The following is a 20,570-nucleotide window of genomic DNA, read 5'->3' as shown; positions in this document are numbered from 1 at the left end:
TAATCTACCGGTGGAAAAAAGAAAAAGCCGAGAATCATTCCCAGCTCTTATTATTTTAGATTAAATCAGCTTTGCGTTGTGCTTCGGCTAGTTCAATTTCGCGAACTTTCCGGGGCAGGAAACGCCGAATTTCATCCTCATTGTACCCAACCTGCAGTCGCTTGTCATCCATAATAATTGGCCGGCGGAGCAGACCCGGATTTTCACTAATTAATTGATATAGTTTTTTCATCGGTAAAGCGTTTAAATCAACTTTTAGATTGTGGTAAGCTTTTGAGCGCTTGGAGATAATGTCTTCGGTTCCGTCTTCTGTCATCCGTAAAATATTTTTAATTTCATCAACGGACAGTGGATCGGAGAAGACGTTTCGTTCCTTATAAGGAATGTTGTGTTCTTGCAACCAAGCGCGAGCTTTCCGACAAGAGGTACAACTTGGAGACGTATAAAGAATAACCATTAAGTAAAGCCTCCCTCTTAAATTACAACCACATTCATCAATACAACTAGTATTATACTATGTATTATAGGCTGATAAAAGGGTTCCCAACAATTTTTCTTAACTTTTTGTAAGTAGCATGACTAAAAAATACTTTTAATGGGGATTTAATTATGTACTATAATTAAAGAGACAATTATTATGAGGAGGAATTTCAGTGTTAACGAAACTCAGTTTTACATTTGGGTCACATCAAATCCTGCAGGGAATTATGAGTAAGCACCCAGATCGGAAGTTTAAACTAATGCAGGCATCTACCCACAGTAACAAGTTAGCTCTCTTTGACCTTTCAAGCCAGGAGACCATATTTAAGACTCCCGTTATTTTAAACGTCCTTGACGAAACGATGAACAGTAATTACAATGGCCTTTTTTACTACCAATCCTTTGAGGTAAACGGTGACCGTCAACAGGTTCTTTACAACAGTTTACAGAAGGTTGTTAATGATAAAACAGGCAATATGAATGCCGGGTTAATGATGTCAGTCGCTAACAAGGCAGAAAGTGCTACCCTTATATTGCTGACTGTCTGGGATAGCTTCGAAGACCTGACTGCTTGGAAGAACAGTGATTCTTTTGCAGCACTGACTAACTTCACCAGCATGGGATCAGACAACTACTACTATGACGAAACTTATCGTCCAATTGCATAAAGGTAAATACTTAAAATGCCCTAGAGCTTCATATAGTTCTAGAGCATTTTTGATTCAATAAAAAAAGCAGTTCAACCAGAACTGCCAACGACGGTCCGTACGAGACTCGAACTCGTGATCTCATCCGTGACAGGGATGCGTCCTAAACCAACTAGACCAACGGACCAAAAATTGCGGGGGCTGGATTTGAACCAACGACCTCCGGGTTATGAGCCCGACGAGCTACCAGACTGCTCTACCCCGCGATAATATTATAAGACACTGTTGAGATATCTCAATGTGCCAAACGGAGAATGAGGGATTTGAACCCTCGCGCCGCTTTCGCGACCTACACCCTTAGCAGGGGTGCCTCTTCAGCCACTTGAGTAATTCTCCATAAACAAAAACGATAATACTAACCTACAAAAAGATGACCCGTGCGGGATTTGAACCCACGATACCAGCGTGAAAGGCTGGTGTCTTAACCACTTGACTAACGGGTCATAAAACGGAGAATGAGGGATTTGAACCCTCGCGCCGCTTTCGCGACCTACACCCTTAGCAGGGGCGCCTCTTCAGCCACTTGAGTAATTCTCCAATGGGCCTAAATGGACTTGAACCATCGACCTCACGCTTATCAGGCGTGCGCTCTAAACCAGCTGAGCTATAGGCCCAAAACAAAAGCGGGTAACGAGAATCGAACTCGCGACAACAGCTTGGAAGGCTGTGGTTTTACCACTAAACTATACCCGCATTTATTTATGGCGCGGGACGGAATCGAACCGCCGACACACGGAGCTTCAATCCGTTGCTCTACCAACTGAGCTACCGAGCCAATTACGGTCCGTACGAGACTCGAACTCGTGATCTCATCCGTGACAGGGATGCGTCCTAAACCAACTAGACCAACGGACCAAAAATTGCGGGGGCTGGATTTGAACCAACGACCTCCGGGTTATGAGCCCGACGAGCTACCAGACTGCTCTACCCCGCGATAATAAAAGGAGGATGAGGGATTCGAACCCTCGCGTCGTTCTCACGGCCTAGCGGTTTTCAAGACCGCCCCCTTCAGCCACTTGGGTAATCCTCCATGATAAGAATGTTATGATTCATCAAGGCATAACGCCTGATGGACCTTGTAGGACTCGAACCTACGACCGGGCGGTTATGAGCCGCTTGCTCTAACCAACTGAGCTAAAGGTCCAAAACAGCCAGCCAAATCGCGGCGGGGGGGATCGAACCCTCGACCTCCCGGGTATGAACCGGACGCTCTAGCCAGCTGAGCTACACCGCGAATGCTAATATTATTATATTAGAAATCGGGAAAACAGGATTCGAACCTGCGACCCCCTGGTCCCAAACCAGGTGCTCTACCAAGCTGAGCTATTTCCCGAAAAAGTGCACCCAGAAGGAGTCGAACCTTCAACCTTCTGATTCGTAGTCAGACACTCTATCCAATTGCGCTATGGGTGCATAACAAGTGCCGAGGACCGGGATCGAACCGGTACGGTTATCACTAACCGCGGGATTTTAAGTCCCGTGCGTCTGCCAATTCCGCCACCCCGGCATTATAGAATTGACAAAGCGGAAGACGGGATTCGAACCCGCGACCCCCACCATGGCAAGGTGATGTTCTACCACTGAACTACTTCCGCATCATACAAGTGCCGACTAGAGGAGTCGAACCTCCGACCTTCTGTTTACAAGACAGATGCTCTACCAGCTGAGCTAAGTCGGCATGCACAACAATTATTATACCAAACCATTAGTCATTTAGCAATGAGCCGTGTGGGGGTCGAACCCACGACCCTCTGATTAAAAGTCAGATGCTCTACCAACTGAGCTAACGGCTCATGAGCATTTGTGCTCAATGGAGGATACAGGGCTCGAACCTGTGACCCTCTGCTTGTAAGGCAGACGCTCTCCCAACTGAGCTAATCCTCCATGGATGCGTGGCAACGTCCTATCCTCGCAGGGAGCGATCCCCCAACTACTTTCGGCGTGTTGAAGCTTAACTTCTGTGTTCGGCATGGGAACAGGTGTATCCTTCAAGCCATCATCACCACACTTCGTCTCTTCTGAGACGAGAGCTTGCGCTCTCAAAACTAAACAATATCTAACCTCACCAACAAACCTAACCGCTCTTCCTTGGTTAAGTCCTCGACCGATTAGTAATGGTCCGCTCCATGCATCACTGCACTTCCACTTCCATCCTATCTACCACATCATCTTTGTGGGGTCTTACTTCCCCGAAGGGAATGGGAAATCTCATCTCGAGGCGAGTTTCACACTTAGATGCTTTCAGCGTTTATCTCGTCCATACATAGCTACCCAGCCGTGCTCCTGGCGGAACAACTGGTACACCAGCGGTATGTCCATCCCGGTCCTCTCGTACTAAGGACAGCTCCTCTCAAATTTCCTACGCCCGCGACGGATAGGGACCGAACTGTCTCACGACGTTCTGAACCCAGCTCGCGTACCGCTTTAATGGGCGAACAGCCCAACCCTTGGGACCGACTACAGCCCCAGGATGCGATGAGCCGACATCGAGGTGCCAAACCTCCCCGTCGATGTGGACTCTTGGGGGAGATAAGCCTGTTATCCCCAGGGTAGCTTTTATCCGTTGAGCGATGGCCCTTCCATACGGAACCACCGGATCACTAAGCCCGACTTTCGTCCCTGCTCGACCTGTCTGTCTCGCAGTCAAGCTCGCTTGTGCCTTTACACTCTGCGAATGATTTCCAACCATTCTGAGCGAACCTTTGGGCGCCTCCGTTACCTTTTGGGAGGCGACCGCCCCAGTCAAACTGCCCACCTGACACTGTCTCCCAGCACGTTCAGTGCTGCGGGTTAGAGTGGTCATAATGCAAGGGTAGTATCCCACCAGCGCCTCCAGCGAAACTAGCGTTCCGCTTTCTATGGCTCCTACCTATCCTGTACAAGCAGTACAAACACTCAATATCAAGCTACAGTAAAGCTCCATGGGGTCTTTCCGTCCTGTCGCGGGTACCCTGCATCTTCACAGGGATTTCAATTTCACCGAGTCTCTCGTTGAGACAGTGCCCAGATCGTTACGCCTTTCGTGCGGGTCGGAACTTACCCGACAAGGAATTTCGCTACCTTAGGACCGTTATAGTTACGGCCGCCGTTTACTGGGGCTTCAATTCTGAGCTTCGCTTACGCTAACCCATCCTTTTAACCTTCCAGCACCGGGCAGGCGTCAGCCCCTATACTTCATCTTACGATTTTGCAGAAACCTGTGTTTTTGATAAACAGTCGCCTGGGCCTTTTCACTGCGGCTGGCCTTGCGGCCAGCACCCCTTCTTCCGAAGTTACGGGGTCATTTTGCCGAGTTCCTTAACGAGAGTTCTCTCGCTCACCTTAGGATTCTCTCCTCGACTACCTGTGTCGGTTTGCGGTACGGGCAGTTGAATACTCACTAGAAGTTTTTCTCGGCAGTGTGACATCAGCGACTTCGTTACTATAATTTCACTCCCCATCACAACTCGTCAACCCGCAACTAAGCATTTGACTCAGTTACTGACTCGTTGCTTGGCCGCACTCTTCCAATCATGCGGTTCGCTTAGCCTCCTGCGTCCCTCCATCATTCAAACGCATTCAACTGGTACAGGAATCTCAACCTGTTATCCATCGCCTACGCCTCTCGGCCTCAGCTTAGGTCCCGACTTACCCTGGGAGGACGAGCCTTCCCCAGGAAACCTTAGTCATTCGGTGGACAGGATTCTCACCTGTCTTTCGCTACTCATACCGGCATTCTCACTTCTAAGCGCTCCACCAGTCCTCACGGTCTGACTTCGCCGCCCTTAGAACGCTCTCCTACCACGTGCACGTAGTGCACATCCACAGTTTCGGTAATATGCTTAGCCCCGGTACATTTTCGGCGCAGAATCACTCGACTAGTGAGCTATTACGCACTCTTTAAATGGTGGCTGCTTCTGAGCCAACATCCTAGTTGTCTATGCAACTCCACATCCTTTTCCACTTAGCATATATTTAGGGACCTTAACTGGTGATCTGGGCTGTTCCCCTTTCGACGGTGGATCTTATCACTCATCGTCTGACTCCTGAGGATAAATCGATGGCATTCGGAGTTTATCTGAAGTTGGTAACCCATGACGGGCCCCTTGTCCAAACAGTAGCTCTACCTCCACGATTCTTTTCCTCAAGGCTCCCCCTAAAGAGATTTCGGAGAGAACCAGCTATCTCCAAGTTCGTTTGGAATTTCACCGCTACCCACACCTCATCCCAGCCATTTTCAACTGACACGGGTTCGGTCCTCCAGTGCGCTTTACCGCACCTTCAACCTGGACATGGGTAGGTCACCTGGTTTCGGGTCTATAACTACATACTTCATACGCCCATTTAAGACTCGCTTTCGCTACGGCTCCGGTTTTCCTACCTTAACCTTGCATGCAATCATAACTCGCCGGTTCATTCTGCAAGAGGCACGCCGTCACCCATTAACGGGCTCCGACTGCTTGTAGGCACATGGTTTCAGGAACTATTTCACTCCCCTTCCGGGGTGCTTTTCACCTTTCCCTCACGGTACTGGTTCACTATCGGTCACTAGGTAGTATTTAGCCTTGCGAGATGGTTCTCGCAGCTTCCGACGGGGTTTCACGTGTCCCGCCGTACTCAGGATCCTGAACGGAGAATGTGACGTTTCGTCTACGGGGCTATCACCCTCTCTGGCACAGCTTCCCAGCTGTTGCGACTACGTCGCATTTTGGTAACTCCATTGTTCAGTCCTACAACCCCAGTAAGCAAGCTCACTGGTTTGGGCTCTTCCCCTTTCGCTCGCCGCTACTCAGGGAATCGATTTTTCTTTCTCTTCCTGCAGCTACTGAGATGTTTCAGTTCACTGCGTCTTCCTTCTGCTAGCTATGAATTCACTAGTCAGATAACCAACGACTAAGTTGGTTGGGTTTCCCCATTCGGAAATCTCCGGATCAAAGTGTACTTACCACTCCCCGAAGCATATCGGTGTTTGTCCCGTCCTTCATCGGCTCCTAGTACCAAGGCATTCACCATGCGCCCTTCATAACTTAACCTTGATGATCACTTCGTGATCACCTTGATTAATTGAGTTAGCGATTATTTCGTTAATAAAACTCAAATAACGCGGTGTTCTCGGTTTATTGTTTTGATTAATAAAGAAATTAGATATTATTTAGTTTTCAAAGTACAAGCTCTGAGGGTAAACCCCTCAAAACTAAACAAAGTTTCAACTAATGTGTAGGTTCCGTTTTATTCCTTAGAAAGGAGGTGATCCAGCCGCAGGTTCTCCTACGGCTACCTTGTTACGACTTCACCCCAGTCATCTGCCCTGCCTTAGGCAGCTCCCTCCAAAATGGTTAGGCCACTGACTTTGGGCATTGCAAACTTCCATGGTGTGACGGGCGGTGTGTACAAGGCCCGGGAACGTATTCACCGCGGCATGCTGATCCGCGATTACTAGCGATTCCGACTTCGTGCAGTCGAGTTGCAGACTGCAGTCCGAACTGAGACCGGCTTTAAGAGATTTGCACACCCTCGCGGGTTAGCTGCTCGTTGTACCGGCCATTGTAGCACGTGTGTAGCCCAGGTCATAAGGGGCATGATGATCTGACGTCGTCCCCACCTTCCTCCGGTTTGTCACCGGCAGTCTCACTAGAGTGCCCAACTGAATGCTGGCAACTAGTAACAAGGGTTGCGCTCGTTGCGGGACTTAACCCAACATCTCACGACACGAGCTGACGACGACCATGCACCACCTGTCATTGCGTCCCCGAAGGGAACGCCTAATCTCTTAGGTTAGCGCAAGATGTCAAGACCTGGTAAGGTTCTTCGCGTAGCTTCGAATTAAACCACATGCTCCACCGCTTGTGCGGGCCCCCGTCAATTCCTTTGAGTTTCAACCTTGCGGTCGTACTCCCCAGGCGGAGTGCTTAATGCGTTAGCTGCGGCACTGAAGGGCGGAAACCCTCCAACACCTAGCACTCATCGTTTACGGCATGGACTACCAGGGTATCTAATCCTGTTCGCTACCCATGCTTTCGAGCCTCAGCGTCAGTTGCAGACCAGACAGCCGCCTTCGCCACTGGTGTTCTTCCATATATCTACGCATTCCACCGCTACACATGGAGTTCCACTGTCCTCTTCTGCACTCAAGTTGCCCGGTTTCCGATGCACTTCTTCGGTTAAGCCGAAGGCTTTCACATCAGACCTAAGCAACCGCCTGCGCTCGCTTTACGCCCAATAAATCCGGATAACGCTTGCCACCTACGTATTACCGCGGCTGCTGGCACGTAGTTAGCCGTGACTTCCTGGTTGAATACCGTCACTGCATGAACAGTTACTCTCATGCACGTTCTTCTTCAACAACAGAGTTTTACGAGCCGAAACCCTTCTTCACTCACGCGGTGTTGCTCCATCAGGCTTGCGCCCATTGTGGAAGATTCCCTACTGCTGCCTCCCGTAGGAGTATGGACCGTGTCTCAGTTCCATTGTGGCCGATCAGTCTCTCAACTCGGCTATGCATCATTGCCTTGGTAGGCCGTTACCCTACCAACTAGCTAATGCACCGCGGGCCCATCCTAAAGTGATAGCCGAAACCATCTTTGATACGAAAACCATGTGGTTTTCGTAGTTATGCGGTATTAGCACCTGTTTCCAAATGTTATCCCCCGCTTTAGGGCAGGTTGCCCACGTGTTACTCACCCGTCCGCCGCTCACTGGTAATCCATCGTCAAATCAATGCAAGCACGTCATATCAGTTGGGCCAGTGCGCTCGACTTGCATGTATTAGGCACACCGCCGGCGTTCATCCTGAGCCAGGATCAAACTCTCATATAAAATATAAGAACTTGAATAGCTCTAATTCAAATTAATTAAGCGAATTGACTTCGCAAATGTTTTGCTCCAATCACCAAAGTGATTAGAGACCCTACACATTTGATTCGTCGAAACTTTGTTCAGTTTTCAAAGGTCTACCAGTTAGTTAACTAAGTAGTCAACTAACGTTTAATATTTTATCAAATTTGTCCATCAAAGTCAACAATTAATTTTAATTAATTAAGTCAACTTATTAGCAAACAGCTTTTATAATATATCATGTTGTCAAGAAGCTGTCAATCACTATTTTGATTCAATCAACTTGCAAGAAGTAATCAAACTCTTGCTGACAACGTTAACTACTATACAAGACTTAGTATTAAGTGTCAACAACAAATTAACAGCAATATATCCCCTAAAATCGTATAAATGAACATTGTTGCTAAAGAATATCGATCAGTTTGATGTATTCACCAAATTTCTCAGTTACACTACCTTATTCTGATGGAAGCAACACCTAAATTACGAACTATCACTCGAATTGTTTTATACAGTAAATATTACATTTATACTAATTTTGCCTTTACTATCTTAACAAACACATTATTACTTGCTAAACTTCATCATTGTTATACAAATATCTACAACTAAAGGAGAATTTAAGTGGCAACTTTAATCGATTTCATACTGCATATCGACGTCCACATTGTACAGATTGTCAATCAATTTGGTGGATGGACCTACTTAATACTACTGGCAATCGTATTTATTGAAACAGGAGCCGTCGTCCTACCCTTCCTACCTGGTGACTCCCTCCTCTTTGCGGCAAGTGCAATTGCAGCGGACCCTAGGTACCATTTGAACATATGGATCTTCAGCATCCTATTTTTCTTTGCTTGCCTCGCTGGTGACTCACTCAACTTCTTAATCGGTCATAAAATTGGCAAGGGATTAACAAATCACTCCCTATTTGGCCGTTTAATAAATAAGGAAAACCTGGCTAAATCGGAAGCCTTCTTTGAAAAGCATGGTGCTTTGGCAATTATTTTGGCTCGCTTTATGCCGATAATTAGAACATTTGCTCCATTTGCAGCAGCCGGTTCTGGTTTCGCCTACCATCGTTTTATTCCATATAGCTTAATCGGTTGCTTTTCATGGGTGCTCCTCTGTTGCGCATCAGGTTACTTCTTTGGAAACCTTCCCTTCGTGCAAGAACACTTTTCTTTAATTATTCTGGCAATTATATTTGTAACTCTACTGCCAGCAATCATCGGTTTCTGCCGCTCAAGGTTTCAAAAAACGCAGGGACATATAAATCCCACTCCACAATACGAGGAGAAGAGTAAAGAATAACCCGCCCCATAAAAGAAATGCCTGAGTAAAGAAGCTTAGCGGAAGCATTAGGATAATCGGATCAGTATTAGTTTTAAAAACCCAATCATGATTAGCAAAAATTAGATAATGAAATCTGACGAAAAGCGTTGAAAAATTAACGAGCACCATCGAAAAGCTAATTATCAACACGGTCATAATTATTTCCAACGGTTTTAATAGTTGCCAGGCCATCTTACGCCGGCAAATTTCCTTTAAAAGGATAGACACTAAGCTACCACTAACGATTATCACAGTTTCATTCAGTATCATGATTAACCGAACGTCTTTAAAATGACGGTAGCCAACTTTTGAAAGGGGAACGTGATGTAACAACAATTGATGGTTACCCGGATCTTGGAGATACCAGAGCAAGCGCAAGTAGTCATTACGTGTTGCAGCAACGCTGATGTTCCAGTGCGGATAATGAATAAGTAAAACGGATAGGTTAAGGGTAAGGAAAAGAGCAACACTCATTGCCATTATGGTGTAAACCGCAATGGTAAGAATTGCTCTTTTTTTACTCATATATTTTCCACTCATCAAGTGACCTCACAGAATACGTTGGCTGAATTGCCTCACAACCAACATCTGCTGGCTTCGAAAGGCCAGTATAGACCAACAAGCTATCCATTCCAACATTGATTGCAGCTTTAATATCAGTGTGATAGTTATCACCAACCATCACCACTTCCGTACGACTTAAACCGACCCTTTGTAGTGCCATCTCCATTATTATTTTTTCCGGTTTACCAATCATTAGCGGTTTCTGTTGGGTTGCATATTCTACTAACTTAACAATTGAACCTGCCCCGGGGACCATCCCCCGTTCGTTTGGTAAATTACTGTCCGCATTCGTCCCAATGAACTTGGCCCCATCCCTAATGAGTAACACGGCAGTTTCCAGCTTAGCGTAGGTGACCTGCGAGTCAAGGCCAACAACCACAAAATCAGGCTGCTGGTCGGTAATTTCAAAGCCACACGCTGCTAGCGCATCTCGCAACCCACTTTCACCAACAACGTAAACCTTTCTCCTCTTACCGGCAATTCCATCGAGGTAGTCTGCGGTTGCCAGAGCCGTTGTATAAACATTTTCTGGTTTAACATCAATGTTATGGTTTTCCCGTAGGTTATTGGCAACAAACTCTGGGGACCGTGTGCTGTTATTAGTAACAAATAGGATTGTCTTACCGGCCGCCTTTAATCGCTTAATAAACCGTGCGGCCGCCGGTATTTGCTCTTTTCCCTTATAAGTTGTCCCGTCTAAGTCGATGAAATATCCTCGGTAGTTCTTACTCATTTGTGCTTCTTTACTCCTTGTTTACGTTGACGAATAACAAACTTTTGTTGGTGCTTACCAGTTTTTACCCGTTCCGCATGCTGATTTTTACGGTGCCGGACACTTGGCTGTTTAACTTTACGTCGTCGTTCTTTTATTACTGGCCCCTTTTTGCCAGAATGGTTACGCCGTCTTCTGCGATGGTGTGGGTGCCCTACCTTAACATCTTCATTATGGATAATGAAATAGGCACAACCAAAGTTACAATCCTCAAAAAGATAATCTTCAATCGTTTCAACACTCTTCTCAGGGGTAAAGCCCGGATTTTCTTTTACATAGAATCCCTTAAGCCTTAACTGGTCGTATCCCCAGTCACCAACAATATAGTCATACTTACTCAATACCGAGCTGAAGCGCTTAGCTAATTCTGCTGGATTAAAGCCATCGCGATAATCTTTGACCAATTCATAGGGGTGACCATTTAACCGAAAATGATTCTCGTCGTCACGCTCAATATGGTAGAGGTCTGCCCGCTGTTCTTCACGTTGATCAATATAATCTTGAATTTTCGCTCGATTCATTCACTCGCCTCCATGAAAAGCTGGTCTTAATCATCATAACATACATTAACCCTATTTTTGCTTAGCAAGGGCGGCTGTCTTTGCCGTAATTATTTCTTCCACCTCAGAGAAACTAATCGGGGTCCCAAAGGCAGGTTGAGGACGGAGAAACGCCATTTCAGGCGCATCAACACCAACATTAATGTTTTCCTTAGTTGGCACAGAGTAATGGTGAATGTGACCGTGGAGGTTAACAATCTGGGGAGCACTCCCCAGCATCATTGGATAGTGAGTCAAATAGTATTGACGGTGATCATATTTTAGTAAAATGCCCACATCATGAAAGGTAAACTTGGGGTGCCCATCTACCATGAAATTATGGGCGGCCAGATACTTAAATAAGGCCCGACTGTCATGATTACCCTTCACTAACTCCAGTCGGCCATTGAGTTGGCAGAGCACTTTGTAAACCGCTTCGTATGATTTTCGTGGTGGTCGAGTAAAGTACAGAGCAATGTCGCCAAGATGGTAGACAATATCATGCTCACCTACCCGGTTGTTCCAGTTATCAATAATGGTCTGGTTCATCGTTGCCACATCCGGAAAGGGCCGTGGGGCGAACTTATCAATCCCTAATAGGTCACTGTGGAAGAAATGGGTATCTGAGGTTACAAATTGCATTGATTATCCTCCTTTCAAAAAAGAGGAACCGCATCCCCGGTTCCTCTCCTATTATATTTTTTAACGATTAGTTTGCTTGTTCTTTCTTTAACCGTTCAATATCACGAACAATCATCAGCTCTTCGTTAGTTGGAATTAACAAGGTCTTGACCTTCGCATCAGGAGCTGACAAGTCACGTTGGACACCATGGCACTTATTCTTTTCTTGGTCAATCTTAATGCCGAAGCAATCCATGTTATCGGTAATTAGTTTCCGTACTGGAATACTGTTTTCACCAACACCAGCAGTGAAGACAATGGCATCAACACCATCCATTTCAGCAATGTAAGCACCGAGATAACGTTTGATTCGGTTAACATAAATATCAAGTGCCAATTGGGCCCTTTCATTCCCCTTATCAGCAGCATCCAGAATATCCCGCATATCAGGTGAAAGTTCTGAAATACCTAGCAGACCAGACTTGTGGTTTAAGGTATCAATCATTTCGTCAGAAGACATCCCCGTCTTCTCCTCAACAAAGGCAACCAGTGATGGATCAACATCCCCGGAACGCGTTGCCATTGTGATCCCAGCTAATGGTGTGAAGCCCATTGAAGTATCGTAAGACTTACCATTCTTAATTGCGGTGATTGAAGCACCGGCCCCAATGTGCATCGTGATTAACTTAAGGTCTTCTAGTGGCTTGCCCAGCATCTTGGCTGCTTGTGCAGCAACATATCGGTGACTAGTACCGTGGGCACCGTACTTCCGAGCACCGTACTTTTCATACCATTCGTAAGGAATACTGTAAAGGGCATTCTTCTTTGGCATGTTAGCATGGAAGGAAGTGTCAAAGACAGCAACAGCAAATGCATTTGGCAGAGCCTTCTTGAAGGCCTTGATGCCCAGTAATTCGGCCGGGTCGTGCAGTGGTGCATATTCGGCGAGGGAATCGATCTTCTTAATAACGTCATCAGTGATCACTGCGGAATCCTTGAAGTATTCACCACCCGCAACAACACGGTGACCAACCGCCGTAATTTCGTCGTAGCTCTTAACAATTCCCAGGGCAATCAGCTGGTCTAATAAGTACTTAATTGCTGCCCCGTGGTCAGCAAATGGCTTTTCATCTTCATGCTTGTGACCATCATACTTGATCTTAGCGTGGCCCATTTTTTCGCCAATCCGTTCGATGGTTCCTTCTGCAACCACGTTCTCACTTGGCATATCGAAAAGCTTAAACTTTAATGTTGAACTACCGGCATTAACTGCAATTGACTTTGACATAACAATGTCTCCTTTTTAACCTAGATTTGTCTTAACCCATTGATCAATTTCTTGCATGAATGCACCAAATTCCTTTGGCTGCTTGAACGATGGGAATTCACCTAATAACACTTTCACCGCTTGCTTACTATTTCCACCATGACGCTGCAAAAGCAAAATTGCTTTCTGCGCATTTGGGTTAGCAAATAATTCACTGGGGAGGTTAATCAACCCCTGAAGGTACGCAACTGACTGAATCCATTTAACAAAAGACTGTGACTCCTTTGTTTGGAAAATGTTGCTCGGAACCAAGAACACACCAAAGCCCCCCGGTCTAAGATAGTTCATTGCTTGCTCAACCAGTAAATGATGAACATACGAATGCCCCTTTTCGGCCCGCGTTTGGTAGTTCTTAGTATTTTCATCCAACGGATAATAACCAATTGGTAAGTCGGCAACCGCAATATCACACTCTGGAATGTCCAAAGCATTGATAGAGTCTTGGTGGAAAAGATCAACATCCAGCCTTTGAAGGGCAACACTGGCACTAGCTACCTCCAGCATTGCCTGGTCGTTGTCAATCCCATAGCCCTTTACTGATTGCGAGTTACTTTTTTTTAGTTGATTAATAACCGTCGTCAGTAAGTTACCTGTCCCCACGGCAGGGTCAAAGATCGAATACGGCCGCTTGAGATTAACGATTTTTTCAATCAGGTAGGCCATCAAAAAGCCAATTGTGTCAGGTGTCATTTGATGATTAGCCTGAATTGCATCCTTTCGAATGACCTTAAGGAAACTGAGCTGAATCACTTGACGAATCGTCTCGGCATCTGCATCCTTCAGTTTCAACTCTCGATAGAGCTTTTGCAGCTTATCAACAGTCTCCTTATCTGGGACACCGTCCTCAACAGCTACCTGATCATCAATGATGTTTTCAGCGTTCTCCAGCATGGCATCTAAATAAGAACTCCGCAATGCCGACTGCAGGATTTCTGTTCCTTGATCAAAAACTTCGAACAATTCTTGTGGTGTTCGACTTGACGTAGTCGTCGCCTCCTAACGGTGTAAATATTACAGTATTAGTTTACCGATTATCGCTACTAAATTCAAGATAACGCTTACTAGAATCATTAGCTGATTGTAAATTATTCTGCGTCTGCTGGACCATTTCACTTGTTAGCCGCTGTTCAATCGTTCTCTGTCGACCATAATAGTGGTACTGAAAAACAATTACCAAACAAATACAGGATAAGATTACCATACTGGTCCCCAACACATACCCTGCTGACCTCTTCTTAACTATCTTTTCTAAAACACAAAAATCCCGTAAGTACTTCACCATTAGTTCGCTCCACCTTTATGTATACCCGTTGCTGATCTAGTTGCTTAAATACCGTTTTTTGATCGCGAATGTCGCTAAATACGGGCATATAACCACCATCCTTTTTTGCACGAAGATAAAGGCGCTTTTGGGCACATAATTCATATAGCCGGTCCGTATGTTGATCCCGCAAAACGACTGCATTACTTTCGACATTAACTAAGGCGTAGGCATGGCGTGGTGACTCTAGTTCCTGTAAACAGATTATCCAGTCAATTGGCTGATCCAACGACTGGCGGGTTACTGACCGTAAACTGTTAATCGTCATCCCGGCGAGGACGATAACGACCGTGGTCACCAGTAGGGCCGCAACACACTCGATGAGGGTAAAAGCTAATCTTTTTTTCATCCTGTAATCCTTAAAATCCTATCCTGTTGAAAAGTCACTTCGGCGTACCCCTTTCTGGCTACTGCAACATAAGGTCCCCGCTTAATTGTTGTCAATCGGTGAGTACAGCGGTAACCAGCACTGGCCTCCTTTGCCAAACGGGCCGCAGTTAATTTAACTATTAACTGCCGTTGCTGCTGGTGCAGCTGGATCTCACAAACGCTGAAGGAGAAGATCCCCAAACTAATTATTGCCAGCGCCACCATACTATCCGCCATTACAAACGCACCTTTCCCTTTTAACATCATACTCCCCCCGTGCCATCTGAATTGTTAGACGGTAGTCGCAGTGTTCCGTAGCCGAATGAAATACCTTTGTCTGCGGACAGACATAACCGTCAGCCTTGATTTCAATATCATCAAAGTCCATTACCTGAATCGTTGCTGGTATCTTTACCAGTCGTTGGCGATAGTTACATATGAATGAGATTGCCCCTTTTTCCTTCGCATAATGAATATCAGTTCCATAGTGGTTTACCTGGGTTTGAACCTGAGCATAGCGCCACTCCTGGCGAAACTGCCGCCAGAACTGTTGCTCATTAATACGGTTTCGACTGGTGGTCATCATCGGCGTAACCAAACAAAAGATAAGCGCTGTTAGCCCCAGGACAATGATCATCTCCAGAGCTGTAAAACCATCCCTCTTCATCGTTGACACGCTTTGCCGTTAACGATCACGATATGTTCATTCCGCGCCTTTTGTACCTGTGACTTGGTGAGGTAGTTTCCGGCCTGAAGCTCCTCAAAGTTGGCAGAATCAACCCCATTGTCGTTTTCGTAAGCGTCGACTTGTGTCTGGACAACCGCAACCATTGCGTTGCCGTGAACCTTGTTGGCATGCTTCCTTTGCTGGGCAAGGTTGGGAATTACAATCAGAATCAAGAGACTGATAATGAAGAGGACAATCGACATTTCAAGCAGTGTGAACGCCGAACGTGGCGGCAATAATTTCTTATTCATTTTAATAGACCCCCTGTAACGAGTGGTAAATTGGTAAGAGAATACTGAGGTATAGGCCCACAATAACTGCGGCAATCACAATAAAAATGACGGGTTGGACCAACGAAAACAGCTGTTCCAGGCGGGCCAAAAGGTGCTTAAATTGGATTTGGGAGAAGGCTGTCAGATCCTTACCTAATTCCTTAGGAGTCGCACCCTTACTGATAAAAATCATTAGTTCGTCTGGCAAGAAAATGGTCCGTTTGATAAAGTTATCCAACTGACCGCCAGCAGCAAGGTTATTCTGGACTTCTGCTCCCAGTTGATACAGCATCGTCCGATCAGAAAATTTTTCAATGGTCGTCATCATTTCTTTAAGAGGCATCCCCGCACGAAGAAGGACGGCAAGGGCACTCGTAATGTAGTAGGCATAGTAGAGGCGGTAACATTCACCAACAAGCGGTAAGCGACACAGGCGCTGGACCTGCTGCAGCTTGGTAAGGTGGCGCCAAGTAATTAACTTACAAATCCCGCCAGCGCTAAAAATTAGTGAGCCGAACACGAGCGTCCACTTGAGGTATGGCAAGAACTGGGGAACTTGCTGGCGACCATTACTAGCTTGCCATGACGCCAACTGGGGAAACACGAATGTGGCTAAGCCGACCATCATCACCCCCAGGAGACAAAGCAAAATCAATGGGTACTGGAGCAGTTGTCTCAGCTTTTGCACCTGTCGTTGACGGGTCACCAATAACTGACCAGTTTCAGCAAGGACCTCAACCAGGTCACCATGCTTTTCTGCTAATAAGAGCTGATAATATAAGTCGACCTTAATAAAGGGTCGGACACTATTGGCAAAGGTATTCCCCGCCAACAAGTTGGTCCGCACCTTAGATAAGACGCCAGCTTCTTTAGCCATCGTAGTTGTTGTAAAGTCAACAGCCCGCTGGAGGGAGAAGCCAACTCTTAAAAGGTCACTCAGCAGCAAGAACCACTTTGCCTGCGCTCTTGGATTAAACTTAACCTTCCCAGAACGCTTCCTTGACCTGGGCAGATATTTTCCCCACCGCCACTGCTTTTGATAGTTGCTTCCCCCATTCATCTGTCATCCCTCCCTTTTCCCCGTTTTCAATGGCCCTATTAAGGTCATCACCACGCAACGAATCAAACAACACTGCCTGGCCCCCGCCCATTACTGGTAACAGCCGCTGGTAGCACACGCCCGTAAGTGTCTGCGCTAGGTAGTATTCCGCAACCCCCAGCTGCCTGAGCCGGGCAACCGCGCCATAGGCATTTTGGGCATGAATTGTCCCCAGCACAAGGTGGCCACTCAGCGCTGCTTGCACCGTCATCTTTGCCGTTTCCGGGTCACGAATCTCACCAATAATAAAGATGTCTGGACGGTGGCGCAGACCAAGGCGCAAGAGAGCCTGGTAATCCATCCCCGCCAATTCGTTCACCTGAAGCTGGATAAAGGCCGGTTCATGAATTTCAACCGGGTCCTCAATCGCCATGACAACCTTCTCGTCCGCTAGTTCCCGGACAAGCTGGTACATCGTCGTCGTCTTTCCCGAACCCATCGGGCCCGCAAAAAGGTGCAGGCCCCGCCTCTTGAGAATTTGCTTCAAGGCTTGCCATTGGTTAGGAAAGAGTAAGTGGTAATTTTGGCTCGTCAAGTGGTAGATAAACCGGACAACCAGCGACTCGCGGCCTTGATAGTCACCGACACTGGATAGGCGGAGATTAACCACTTCGGGCCCATATTGCCACTTCATTGCACCCAACTGAGGCCGGCGGTGCTCACTGACGGCCATGTCAGCCTGATATTTCAGATATGAAATCAGTCGTTCCGCATAATCACTGGGCACCTCTTTTATCTGCTGTAATGACCCCTGGCGCGTTACCAACAGGCGGTAATATTTTTTAAATGGCAAAATGTATAGGTCTGCGGCGCGCATTCCAATGGCAACCGCAATTTCTTTCTCAAAATTCTTCATAACGACAAAACCCCCTTTACCTAAATAAGACGGTAAAAGGGAGCGTTTAAACTAAAAAACTAGGAAAATCCTAGCTTTTTATTACGAATATTTAAATGTTAATCTTCGTCATCTGGCAGGATACCAGTTTCGTAGATGTCGGCAACATCATCGTTTGCGGTCAATTCATCGATTAAATGACGGTATTGCTTAGCCTTGTCTTCTGGAACTGCTGTCCGGTTTTGTGGGATCATCGTTACTTCAGCAGTGTCCAAGTCGTAGCCCTTGCCTTGCAAAGCATCACGAACAGTCGTTAAACTGCTTGGATCAGTGAAGATTTGGAACTTCTCATCGGTTGCTTTCATGTCGTCCGCACCGGCATCCAAAGCATCCATTAACATGTCGTCTTCACTCTTGTCAAGACCGTCCCGGAGGATTTCAATTAATCCCTTCCGGTCAAACATGTATGAAACAGAACCACTCGCACCTAACGAACCACCTGCATGGGTGAAGGCGGAACGAACGGCAGAGGCCGTCCGGTTCTTGTTATCGGTTAAGGCGGAAACCATTACGGCCACCCCACCTGGAGCGTACCCTTCGTAAGTAACTTCTTCGAACTTTGCACCACCGATACCAGAAGCCTTAGCAATGGCCCGGTCGATGTTCTTCTTTGGCATGTTAGCTGCGTGCGCCTTATCAATTACCAAACGTAACTGGGCGTTGTTAGCTGGATCAGGATCACCTGCTTTAGCTGCTTGGTATAAATCACGGGAAATCTTTTGGAAGATCTTTCCACGCTTAGCATCTTGGGCGTTTTTACGTCCCTGAATGTTATGCCATTTTGAATGTCCTGACATTACTGACTCCTCTTTTCTTTACTTAATGTGATAAACAGATAAAGTTTAGCAAAAAAACATTATTAATTCAAGGTGAATACACTACTTAAACCTCTTAAATCCCCGGATGGCCCAGCAAATAACTGCTAAAATCCCCGTAACAGCAATCACGGGCATTGCGGTTTGACCAAAATCACCCGCGCACTGAACCGCAAATGTGCTGTAGTCAGGGTAGGGTTGTACTAATTGTGGGATAACTGCCCGAACCACTTCAATAATCAGCCAACTAATCACCGTACCAAAAAGGAATATCCAACTGAAGCTGGTTGCAAAATGACGCCTAAGAATGGCAAGGACAATTAGGACAAGCAAGCCGCAAGCACTGACAATTAGACAGATATTTGTGGCTACCCGGGCAACCTGAAGGCCATTAATGACCGCCGTTACTTCTGGTGTATTGATTTGTGAATTAACCGTGCTGTTTACCTGACTAGCTACCGCTGATGGTGTACCTGACGGCAAAATGTCGGTTGAAAGGCCAAACTTTGATAGCTCATCATTGGCCTGATTCTCCACGTTATTCGTGATTGGACTAAGATCAAGCTTAAGCCGCTGACCGGCAAAGGCCTGGTTAACAACCGTCCGCACAATATGGTCAGTATCCGCTTTAGTGACGGCACTAGTCGGGATTCCATACTGCTGTAGTCCATCATCAACTTCATCTAAAATTGTTGATTCCAGTGCCGATGACGTAACTTCATGCATGATAAAAGACTTATTTAAAATCGTCCGCTCAACAATAAAACTGATGGTTAAAACCGTTAACAAAACCACCCCTAAGATTTGCAAACCGATATGGTGGCTTACCGTTTCCCGGGGCTTCTCATCAGTACTTGCTTGATGGTAAAGCTCACTTCTTGTTGGCAATAGTCAAATCCCCTACTTACGAGTAGACTGACGAGCCTCAAAGCCATGGTCTAAGATAACATCGTTTTTTTCATCATCATTGTCTTCCATAAGTTTTGTTAACAGCCGCATCGATACCGCACCGATATCGTAAAGGGGTTGGGTGATGGAAGAAAGGGTTGGCCGGCATAACCGGGTGTAAGTAGTGTCATTAGAAGAAATAATTTCAAAGGCTTCTGGGACCTTAATCTCGTTATCTCCTAAACCGTTTAATAAACCAACGGCAAGGTGGTCGTTAGTAACGTACGCAGCTTTGACACCATTTTGGGCAATTTCTTTAGCCCGTTCGTAAATTTGCTTGTAACTACCATCAGTTTCAATTACCAGGTCACTACTGTATTGAATACCCTTTTCACTTAGCGCTTCCTTGTAACCAGCTAGCCGCGCCTGGTTGATTGCGTAGCCCAGTGAGCTGGTTACCAAGGCAACATTCCCATTGTTGTGTTCCAAAAGCTTTAGGGTTGCTTCCTTTGCTGCCTTTTGATAATCAATCCGGACGGTTGCCAGGCCTTTGTCATCAACAACTGAACCGGCAACAACCACCGGCGTGTTGGCGCTCTTAAATTCCGCCTGCAAGTCCGCCGAGATATCGTAACCCATGAAGATAATCCCGTCGACTTGCTTAGCAAGGAGGTTACGAACAACCTTTAAGATCTTGTCATTATCATAGTCGGAGTTAGCCAGAATAATATTGTACTTGTACATCGAGGCAATGTCGTCAATTCCCAGTGCCAACTCAGCAAAGTAAGGATTTGTAATGTTAGGGATAACAACCCCCACGGTCGTTGTCCGCTTAGATGCTAGGCCCCGGGCCACCGCATTTGGACGGTAGTTAAGACGTTTAATGACGTCAAGAACTTTTTGACGGGTTGCTGGTTTAACATTCGGATTACCATTAACAACCCGAGAAACAGTTGCCATGGAAACGCGTGCTTCACGAGCAACCGTGTAAATAGTGACTGCTTGTTTTTCCATAAGATAGCCCTT

At 46.3% G+C, this 20,570-nt stretch carries 18 protein-coding genes, 20 tRNA genes and 3 rRNA genes; 2 read left to right on the top strand and 39 right to left on the bottom strand.

The window, feature by feature from the left end:
* Positions 1-55: 55 nt before the first annotated feature.
* A complete protein-coding gene (gene spxA, locus KZE55_RS03925) occupies positions 56-457 on the bottom strand; it encodes a transcriptional regulator SpxA (protein ID WP_222259417.1) in 402 nt (133 codons plus the stop codon).
* Positions 458-653: 196 nt separating this feature from the next.
* Between spxA and KZE55_RS03920 the strand changes: the two genes are divergently transcribed.
* On the top strand, positions 654-1,148 hold the full coding sequence (locus KZE55_RS03920; RefSeq protein WP_222259415.1) for an antibiotic biosynthesis monooxygenase family protein: 495 nt from the start codon (positions 654-656) through the stop codon (positions 1,146-1,148).
* Positions 1,149-1,239: 91 nt separating this feature from the next.
* On the opposite strand, the gene KZE55_RS03915 is transcribed toward KZE55_RS03920, so the two are convergent.
* The 23 genes from KZE55_RS03915 to KZE55_RS03805 form a co-directional block, all read right to left on the bottom strand.
* Positions 1,240-1,314: transfer RNA gene (locus KZE55_RS03915), tRNA-Asp, on the bottom strand.
* A 5-nt stretch (positions 1,315-1,319) separates the two neighbouring features.
* Positions 1,320-1,393 (bottom strand) — tRNA-Met (locus tag KZE55_RS03910).
* Positions 1,394-1,435: 42 nt separating this feature from the next.
* A tRNA-Ser gene (locus KZE55_RS03905) sits at positions 1,436-1,523 on the bottom strand.
* Positions 1,524-1,558: 35 nt separating this feature from the next.
* Positions 1,559-1,630: transfer RNA gene (locus tag KZE55_RS03900), tRNA-Glu, on the bottom strand.
* A 6-nt stretch (positions 1,631-1,636) separates the two neighbouring features.
* Positions 1,637-1,724, bottom strand: a tRNA-Ser gene (locus tag KZE55_RS03895).
* 2 nt (positions 1,725-1,726) lie between these two features.
* A tRNA-Ile gene (locus KZE55_RS03890) sits at positions 1,727-1,801 on the bottom strand.
* A gap of 8 nt (positions 1,802-1,809) precedes the next feature.
* A tRNA-Gly gene (locus KZE55_RS03885) sits at positions 1,810-1,880 on the bottom strand.
* Between the two features lie 9 nt (positions 1,881-1,889).
* Positions 1,890-1,962, bottom strand: a tRNA-Phe gene (locus tag KZE55_RS03880).
* 5 nt (positions 1,963-1,967) lie between these two features.
* Positions 1,968-2,042, bottom strand: a tRNA-Asp gene (locus tag KZE55_RS03875).
* A 5-nt stretch (positions 2,043-2,047) separates the two neighbouring features.
* A tRNA-Met gene (locus KZE55_RS03870) sits at positions 2,048-2,121 on the bottom strand.
* A gap of 8 nt (positions 2,122-2,129) precedes the next feature.
* Positions 2,130-2,217: transfer RNA gene (locus KZE55_RS03865), tRNA-Ser, on the bottom strand.
* A gap of 40 nt (positions 2,218-2,257) precedes the next feature.
* Positions 2,258-2,331 (bottom strand) — tRNA-Ile (locus KZE55_RS03860).
* Between the two features lie 16 nt (positions 2,332-2,347).
* Positions 2,348-2,421: transfer RNA gene (locus KZE55_RS03855), tRNA-Met, on the bottom strand.
* Between the two features lie 25 nt (positions 2,422-2,446).
* Positions 2,447-2,520 (bottom strand) — tRNA-Pro (locus KZE55_RS03850).
* Positions 2,521-2,526: 6 nt separating this feature from the next.
* Positions 2,527-2,600: transfer RNA gene (locus KZE55_RS03845), tRNA-Arg, on the bottom strand.
* 8 nt (positions 2,601-2,608) lie between these two features.
* A tRNA-Leu gene (locus KZE55_RS03840) sits at positions 2,609-2,694 on the bottom strand.
* A gap of 16 nt (positions 2,695-2,710) precedes the next feature.
* Positions 2,711-2,782 (bottom strand) — tRNA-Gly (locus KZE55_RS03835).
* A gap of 10 nt (positions 2,783-2,792) precedes the next feature.
* Positions 2,793-2,865 (bottom strand) — tRNA-Thr (locus KZE55_RS03830).
* A gap of 42 nt (positions 2,866-2,907) precedes the next feature.
* Positions 2,908-2,980 (bottom strand) — tRNA-Lys (locus KZE55_RS03825).
* A gap of 18 nt (positions 2,981-2,998) precedes the next feature.
* Positions 2,999-3,071, bottom strand: a tRNA-Val gene (locus KZE55_RS03820).
* 6 nt (positions 3,072-3,077) lie between these two features.
* Positions 3,078-3,194: ribosomal RNA gene (gene rrf, locus KZE55_RS03815) — 5S ribosomal RNA — on the bottom strand.
* A gap of 81 nt (positions 3,195-3,275) precedes the next feature.
* Positions 3,276-6,199 (bottom strand): 23S ribosomal RNA (locus tag KZE55_RS03810).
* A gap of 207 nt (positions 6,200-6,406) precedes the next feature.
* Positions 6,407-7,982, bottom strand: a 16S ribosomal RNA gene (locus tag KZE55_RS03805).
* Together the 16S, 23S and 5S rRNA genes with 20 tRNA genes alongside form the textbook arrangement of a ribosomal RNA operon.
* A gap of 642 nt (positions 7,983-8,624) precedes the next feature.
* Here KZE55_RS03805 and KZE55_RS03800 point away from each other — a divergent pair.
* Positions 8,625-9,314, top strand: a complete 690-nt coding sequence (locus tag KZE55_RS03800) for a VTT domain-containing protein (RefSeq protein WP_222259413.1) — start codon at positions 8,625-8,627, stop codon at positions 9,312-9,314.
* On the opposite strand, the gene KZE55_RS03795 is transcribed toward KZE55_RS03800, so the two are convergent.
* The 15 genes from KZE55_RS03795 to ccpA form a co-directional block, all read right to left on the bottom strand.
* Positions 9,246-9,875, bottom strand: coding sequence for a TIGR01906 family membrane protein (locus KZE55_RS03795; protein ID WP_222259412.1), 630 nt, complete (start codon positions 9,873-9,875; stop codon positions 9,246-9,248). The genes KZE55_RS03800 and KZE55_RS03795 overlap by 69 nt on opposite strands.
* Positions 9,853-10,632, bottom strand: coding sequence for a TIGR01457 family HAD-type hydrolase (locus KZE55_RS03790; RefSeq protein ID WP_222259410.1), 780 nt, complete (start codon positions 10,630-10,632; stop codon positions 9,853-9,855). Before KZE55_RS03790 ends, KZE55_RS03795 begins: the two co-directional genes overlap by 23 nt.
* The gene (locus tag KZE55_RS03785) at positions 10,629-11,192 is read right to left on the bottom strand and encodes a YutD family protein (RefSeq protein ID WP_222259408.1); all 564 of its coding nucleotides are present in this window, start codon (positions 11,190-11,192) and stop codon (positions 10,629-10,631) included. Before KZE55_RS03785 ends, KZE55_RS03790 begins: the two co-directional genes overlap by 4 nt.
* 51 nt (positions 11,193-11,243) lie before the next feature.
* Positions 11,244-11,852 (bottom strand): metallophosphoesterase family protein, encoded by a 609-nt coding sequence (locus tag KZE55_RS03780; protein WP_222259406.1) that lies wholly within the window; start codon positions 11,850-11,852, stop codon positions 11,244-11,246.
* A 67-nt stretch (positions 11,853-11,919) separates the two neighbouring features.
* Positions 11,920-13,119, bottom strand: a complete 1,200-nt coding sequence (locus tag KZE55_RS03775; protein WP_222259404.1) for an acetate/propionate family kinase — start codon at positions 13,117-13,119, stop codon at positions 11,920-11,922.
* Positions 13,120-13,134: 15 nt separating this feature from the next.
* Complete coding sequence (locus KZE55_RS03770) at positions 13,135-14,118, bottom strand: class I SAM-dependent methyltransferase (RefSeq protein WP_396442465.1); 984 nt, start codon at positions 14,116-14,118, stop codon at positions 13,135-13,137.
* 275 nt (positions 14,119-14,393) lie between these two features.
* Positions 14,394-14,828, bottom strand: coding sequence for a competence type IV pilus minor pilin ComGF (locus KZE55_RS03765; protein ID WP_222259402.1), 435 nt, complete (start codon positions 14,826-14,828; stop codon positions 14,394-14,396).
* Positions 14,825-15,085, bottom strand: a complete 261-nt coding sequence (locus KZE55_RS03760; RefSeq protein WP_222259400.1) for a hypothetical protein — start codon at positions 15,083-15,085, stop codon at positions 14,825-14,827. Before KZE55_RS03760 ends, KZE55_RS03765 begins: the two co-directional genes overlap by 4 nt.
* Positions 15,075-15,515 (bottom strand): hypothetical protein, encoded by a 441-nt coding sequence (locus KZE55_RS03755; RefSeq protein WP_047769655.1) that lies wholly within the window; start codon positions 15,513-15,515, stop codon positions 15,075-15,077. The genes KZE55_RS03760 and KZE55_RS03755 overlap by 11 nt, the downstream gene beginning before the upstream one ends.
* Positions 15,512-15,826 (bottom strand): competence type IV pilus major pilin ComGC, encoded by a 315-nt coding sequence (gene comGC / locus KZE55_RS03750; protein WP_047769657.1) that lies wholly within the window; start codon positions 15,824-15,826, stop codon positions 15,512-15,514. Before comGC ends, KZE55_RS03755 begins: the two co-directional genes overlap by 4 nt.
* 1 nt (position 15,827) lies before the next feature.
* Entirely contained in the window at positions 15,828-16,907 is a 1,080-nt protein-coding gene (gene comGB / locus KZE55_RS03745) for a competence type IV pilus assembly protein ComGB (protein ID WP_261313301.1), read from the bottom strand.
* Positions 16,825-17,802: a competence type IV pilus ATPase ComGA gene (comGA, locus tag KZE55_RS03740; protein ID WP_222259398.1), complete on the bottom strand. Its 978-nt coding sequence runs from the start codon at positions 17,800-17,802 to the stop codon at positions 16,825-16,827. The genes comGB and comGA overlap by 83 nt, the downstream gene beginning before the upstream one ends.
* 98 nt (positions 17,803-17,900) lie before the next feature.
* Positions 17,901-18,638 carry a YebC/PmpR family DNA-binding transcriptional regulator gene (locus KZE55_RS03735; protein ID WP_047769662.1) on the bottom strand — a complete coding sequence of 246 codons (738 nt, stop codon included), beginning with the start codon at positions 18,636-18,638 and terminating at the stop codon, positions 17,901-17,903.
* Positions 18,639-18,719: 81 nt separating this feature from the next.
* Positions 18,720-19,544 (bottom strand): hypothetical protein, encoded by an 825-nt coding sequence (locus KZE55_RS03730; protein WP_222259396.1) that lies wholly within the window; start codon positions 19,542-19,544, stop codon positions 18,720-18,722.
* Positions 19,545-19,556: 12 nt separating this feature from the next.
* Positions 19,557-20,558, bottom strand: a complete 1,002-nt coding sequence (ccpA, locus tag KZE55_RS03725) for a catabolite control protein A (RefSeq protein WP_222259394.1) — start codon at positions 20,556-20,558, stop codon at positions 19,557-19,559.
* Between the last annotated feature and the right edge of the window lie 12 nt (positions 20,559-20,570).

The organism is Limosilactobacillus panis (assembly GCF_019797825.1).
GTDB classification, from domain to species: domain Bacteria; phylum Bacillota; class Bacilli; order Lactobacillales; family Lactobacillaceae; genus Limosilactobacillus; species Limosilactobacillus panis_A.
Note: the sequence above shows the minus strand (reverse complement) of the source record. Positions and strands in the feature narration are given on the sequence as shown.

Bases quoted from the DNA above. Each gene is read 5' to 3' on its own strand.
- KZE55_RS03735 (WP_047769662.1), bottom strand. From the start codon at position 18,638: ATGTCAGGACATTCAAAATGGCATAACATTCAGGGACGTAAAAACGCC.
- KZE55_RS03760 (WP_222259400.1), bottom strand. From the start codon at position 15,085: ATGGCGGATAGTATGGTGGCGCTGGCAATAATTAGTTTGGGGATCTTC.
- KZE55_RS03795 (WP_222259412.1), bottom strand. From the start codon at position 9,875: ATGAGTGGAAAATATATGAGTAAAAAAAGAGCAATTCTTACCATTGCG.
- KZE55_RS03775 (WP_222259404.1), bottom strand. From the start codon at position 13,119: ATGTCAAAGTCAATTGCAGTTAATGCCGGTAGTTCAACATTAAAGTTT.
- spxA (WP_222259417.1), bottom strand. From the start codon at position 457: ATGGTTATTCTTTATACGTCTCCAAGTTGTACCTCTTGTCGGAAAGCT.
- KZE55_RS03780 (WP_222259406.1), bottom strand. From the start codon at position 11,852: ATGCAATTTGTAACCTCAGATACCCATTTCTTCCACAGTGACCTATTA.
- comGC (WP_047769657.1), bottom strand. From the start codon at position 15,826: ATGAATAAGAAATTATTGCCGCCACGTTCGGCGTTCACACTGCTTGAA.
- KZE55_RS03785 (WP_222259408.1), bottom strand. From the start codon at position 11,192: ATGAATCGAGCGAAAATTCAAGATTATATTGATCAACGTGAAGAACAG.
- ccpA (WP_222259394.1), bottom strand. From the start codon at position 20,558: ATGGAAAAACAAGCAGTCACTATTTACACGGTTGCTCGTGAAGCACGC.
- comGA (WP_222259398.1), bottom strand. From the start codon at position 17,802: ATGAAGAATTTTGAGAAAGAAATTGCGGTTGCCATTGGAATGCGCGCC.
- KZE55_RS03765 (WP_222259402.1), bottom strand. From the start codon at position 14,828: ATGAAAAAAAGATTAGCTTTTACCCTCATCGAGTGTGTTGCGGCCCTA.
- KZE55_RS03790 (WP_222259410.1), bottom strand. From the start codon at position 10,632: ATGAGTAAGAACTACCGAGGATATTTCATCGACTTAGACGGGACAACT.
- KZE55_RS03755 (WP_047769655.1), bottom strand. From the start codon at position 15,515: ATGAAGAGGGATGGTTTTACAGCTCTGGAGATGATCATTGTCCTGGGG.
- comGB (WP_261313301.1), bottom strand. From the start codon at position 16,907: ATGAATGGGGGAAGCAACTATCAAAAGCAGTGGCGGTGGGGAAAATAT.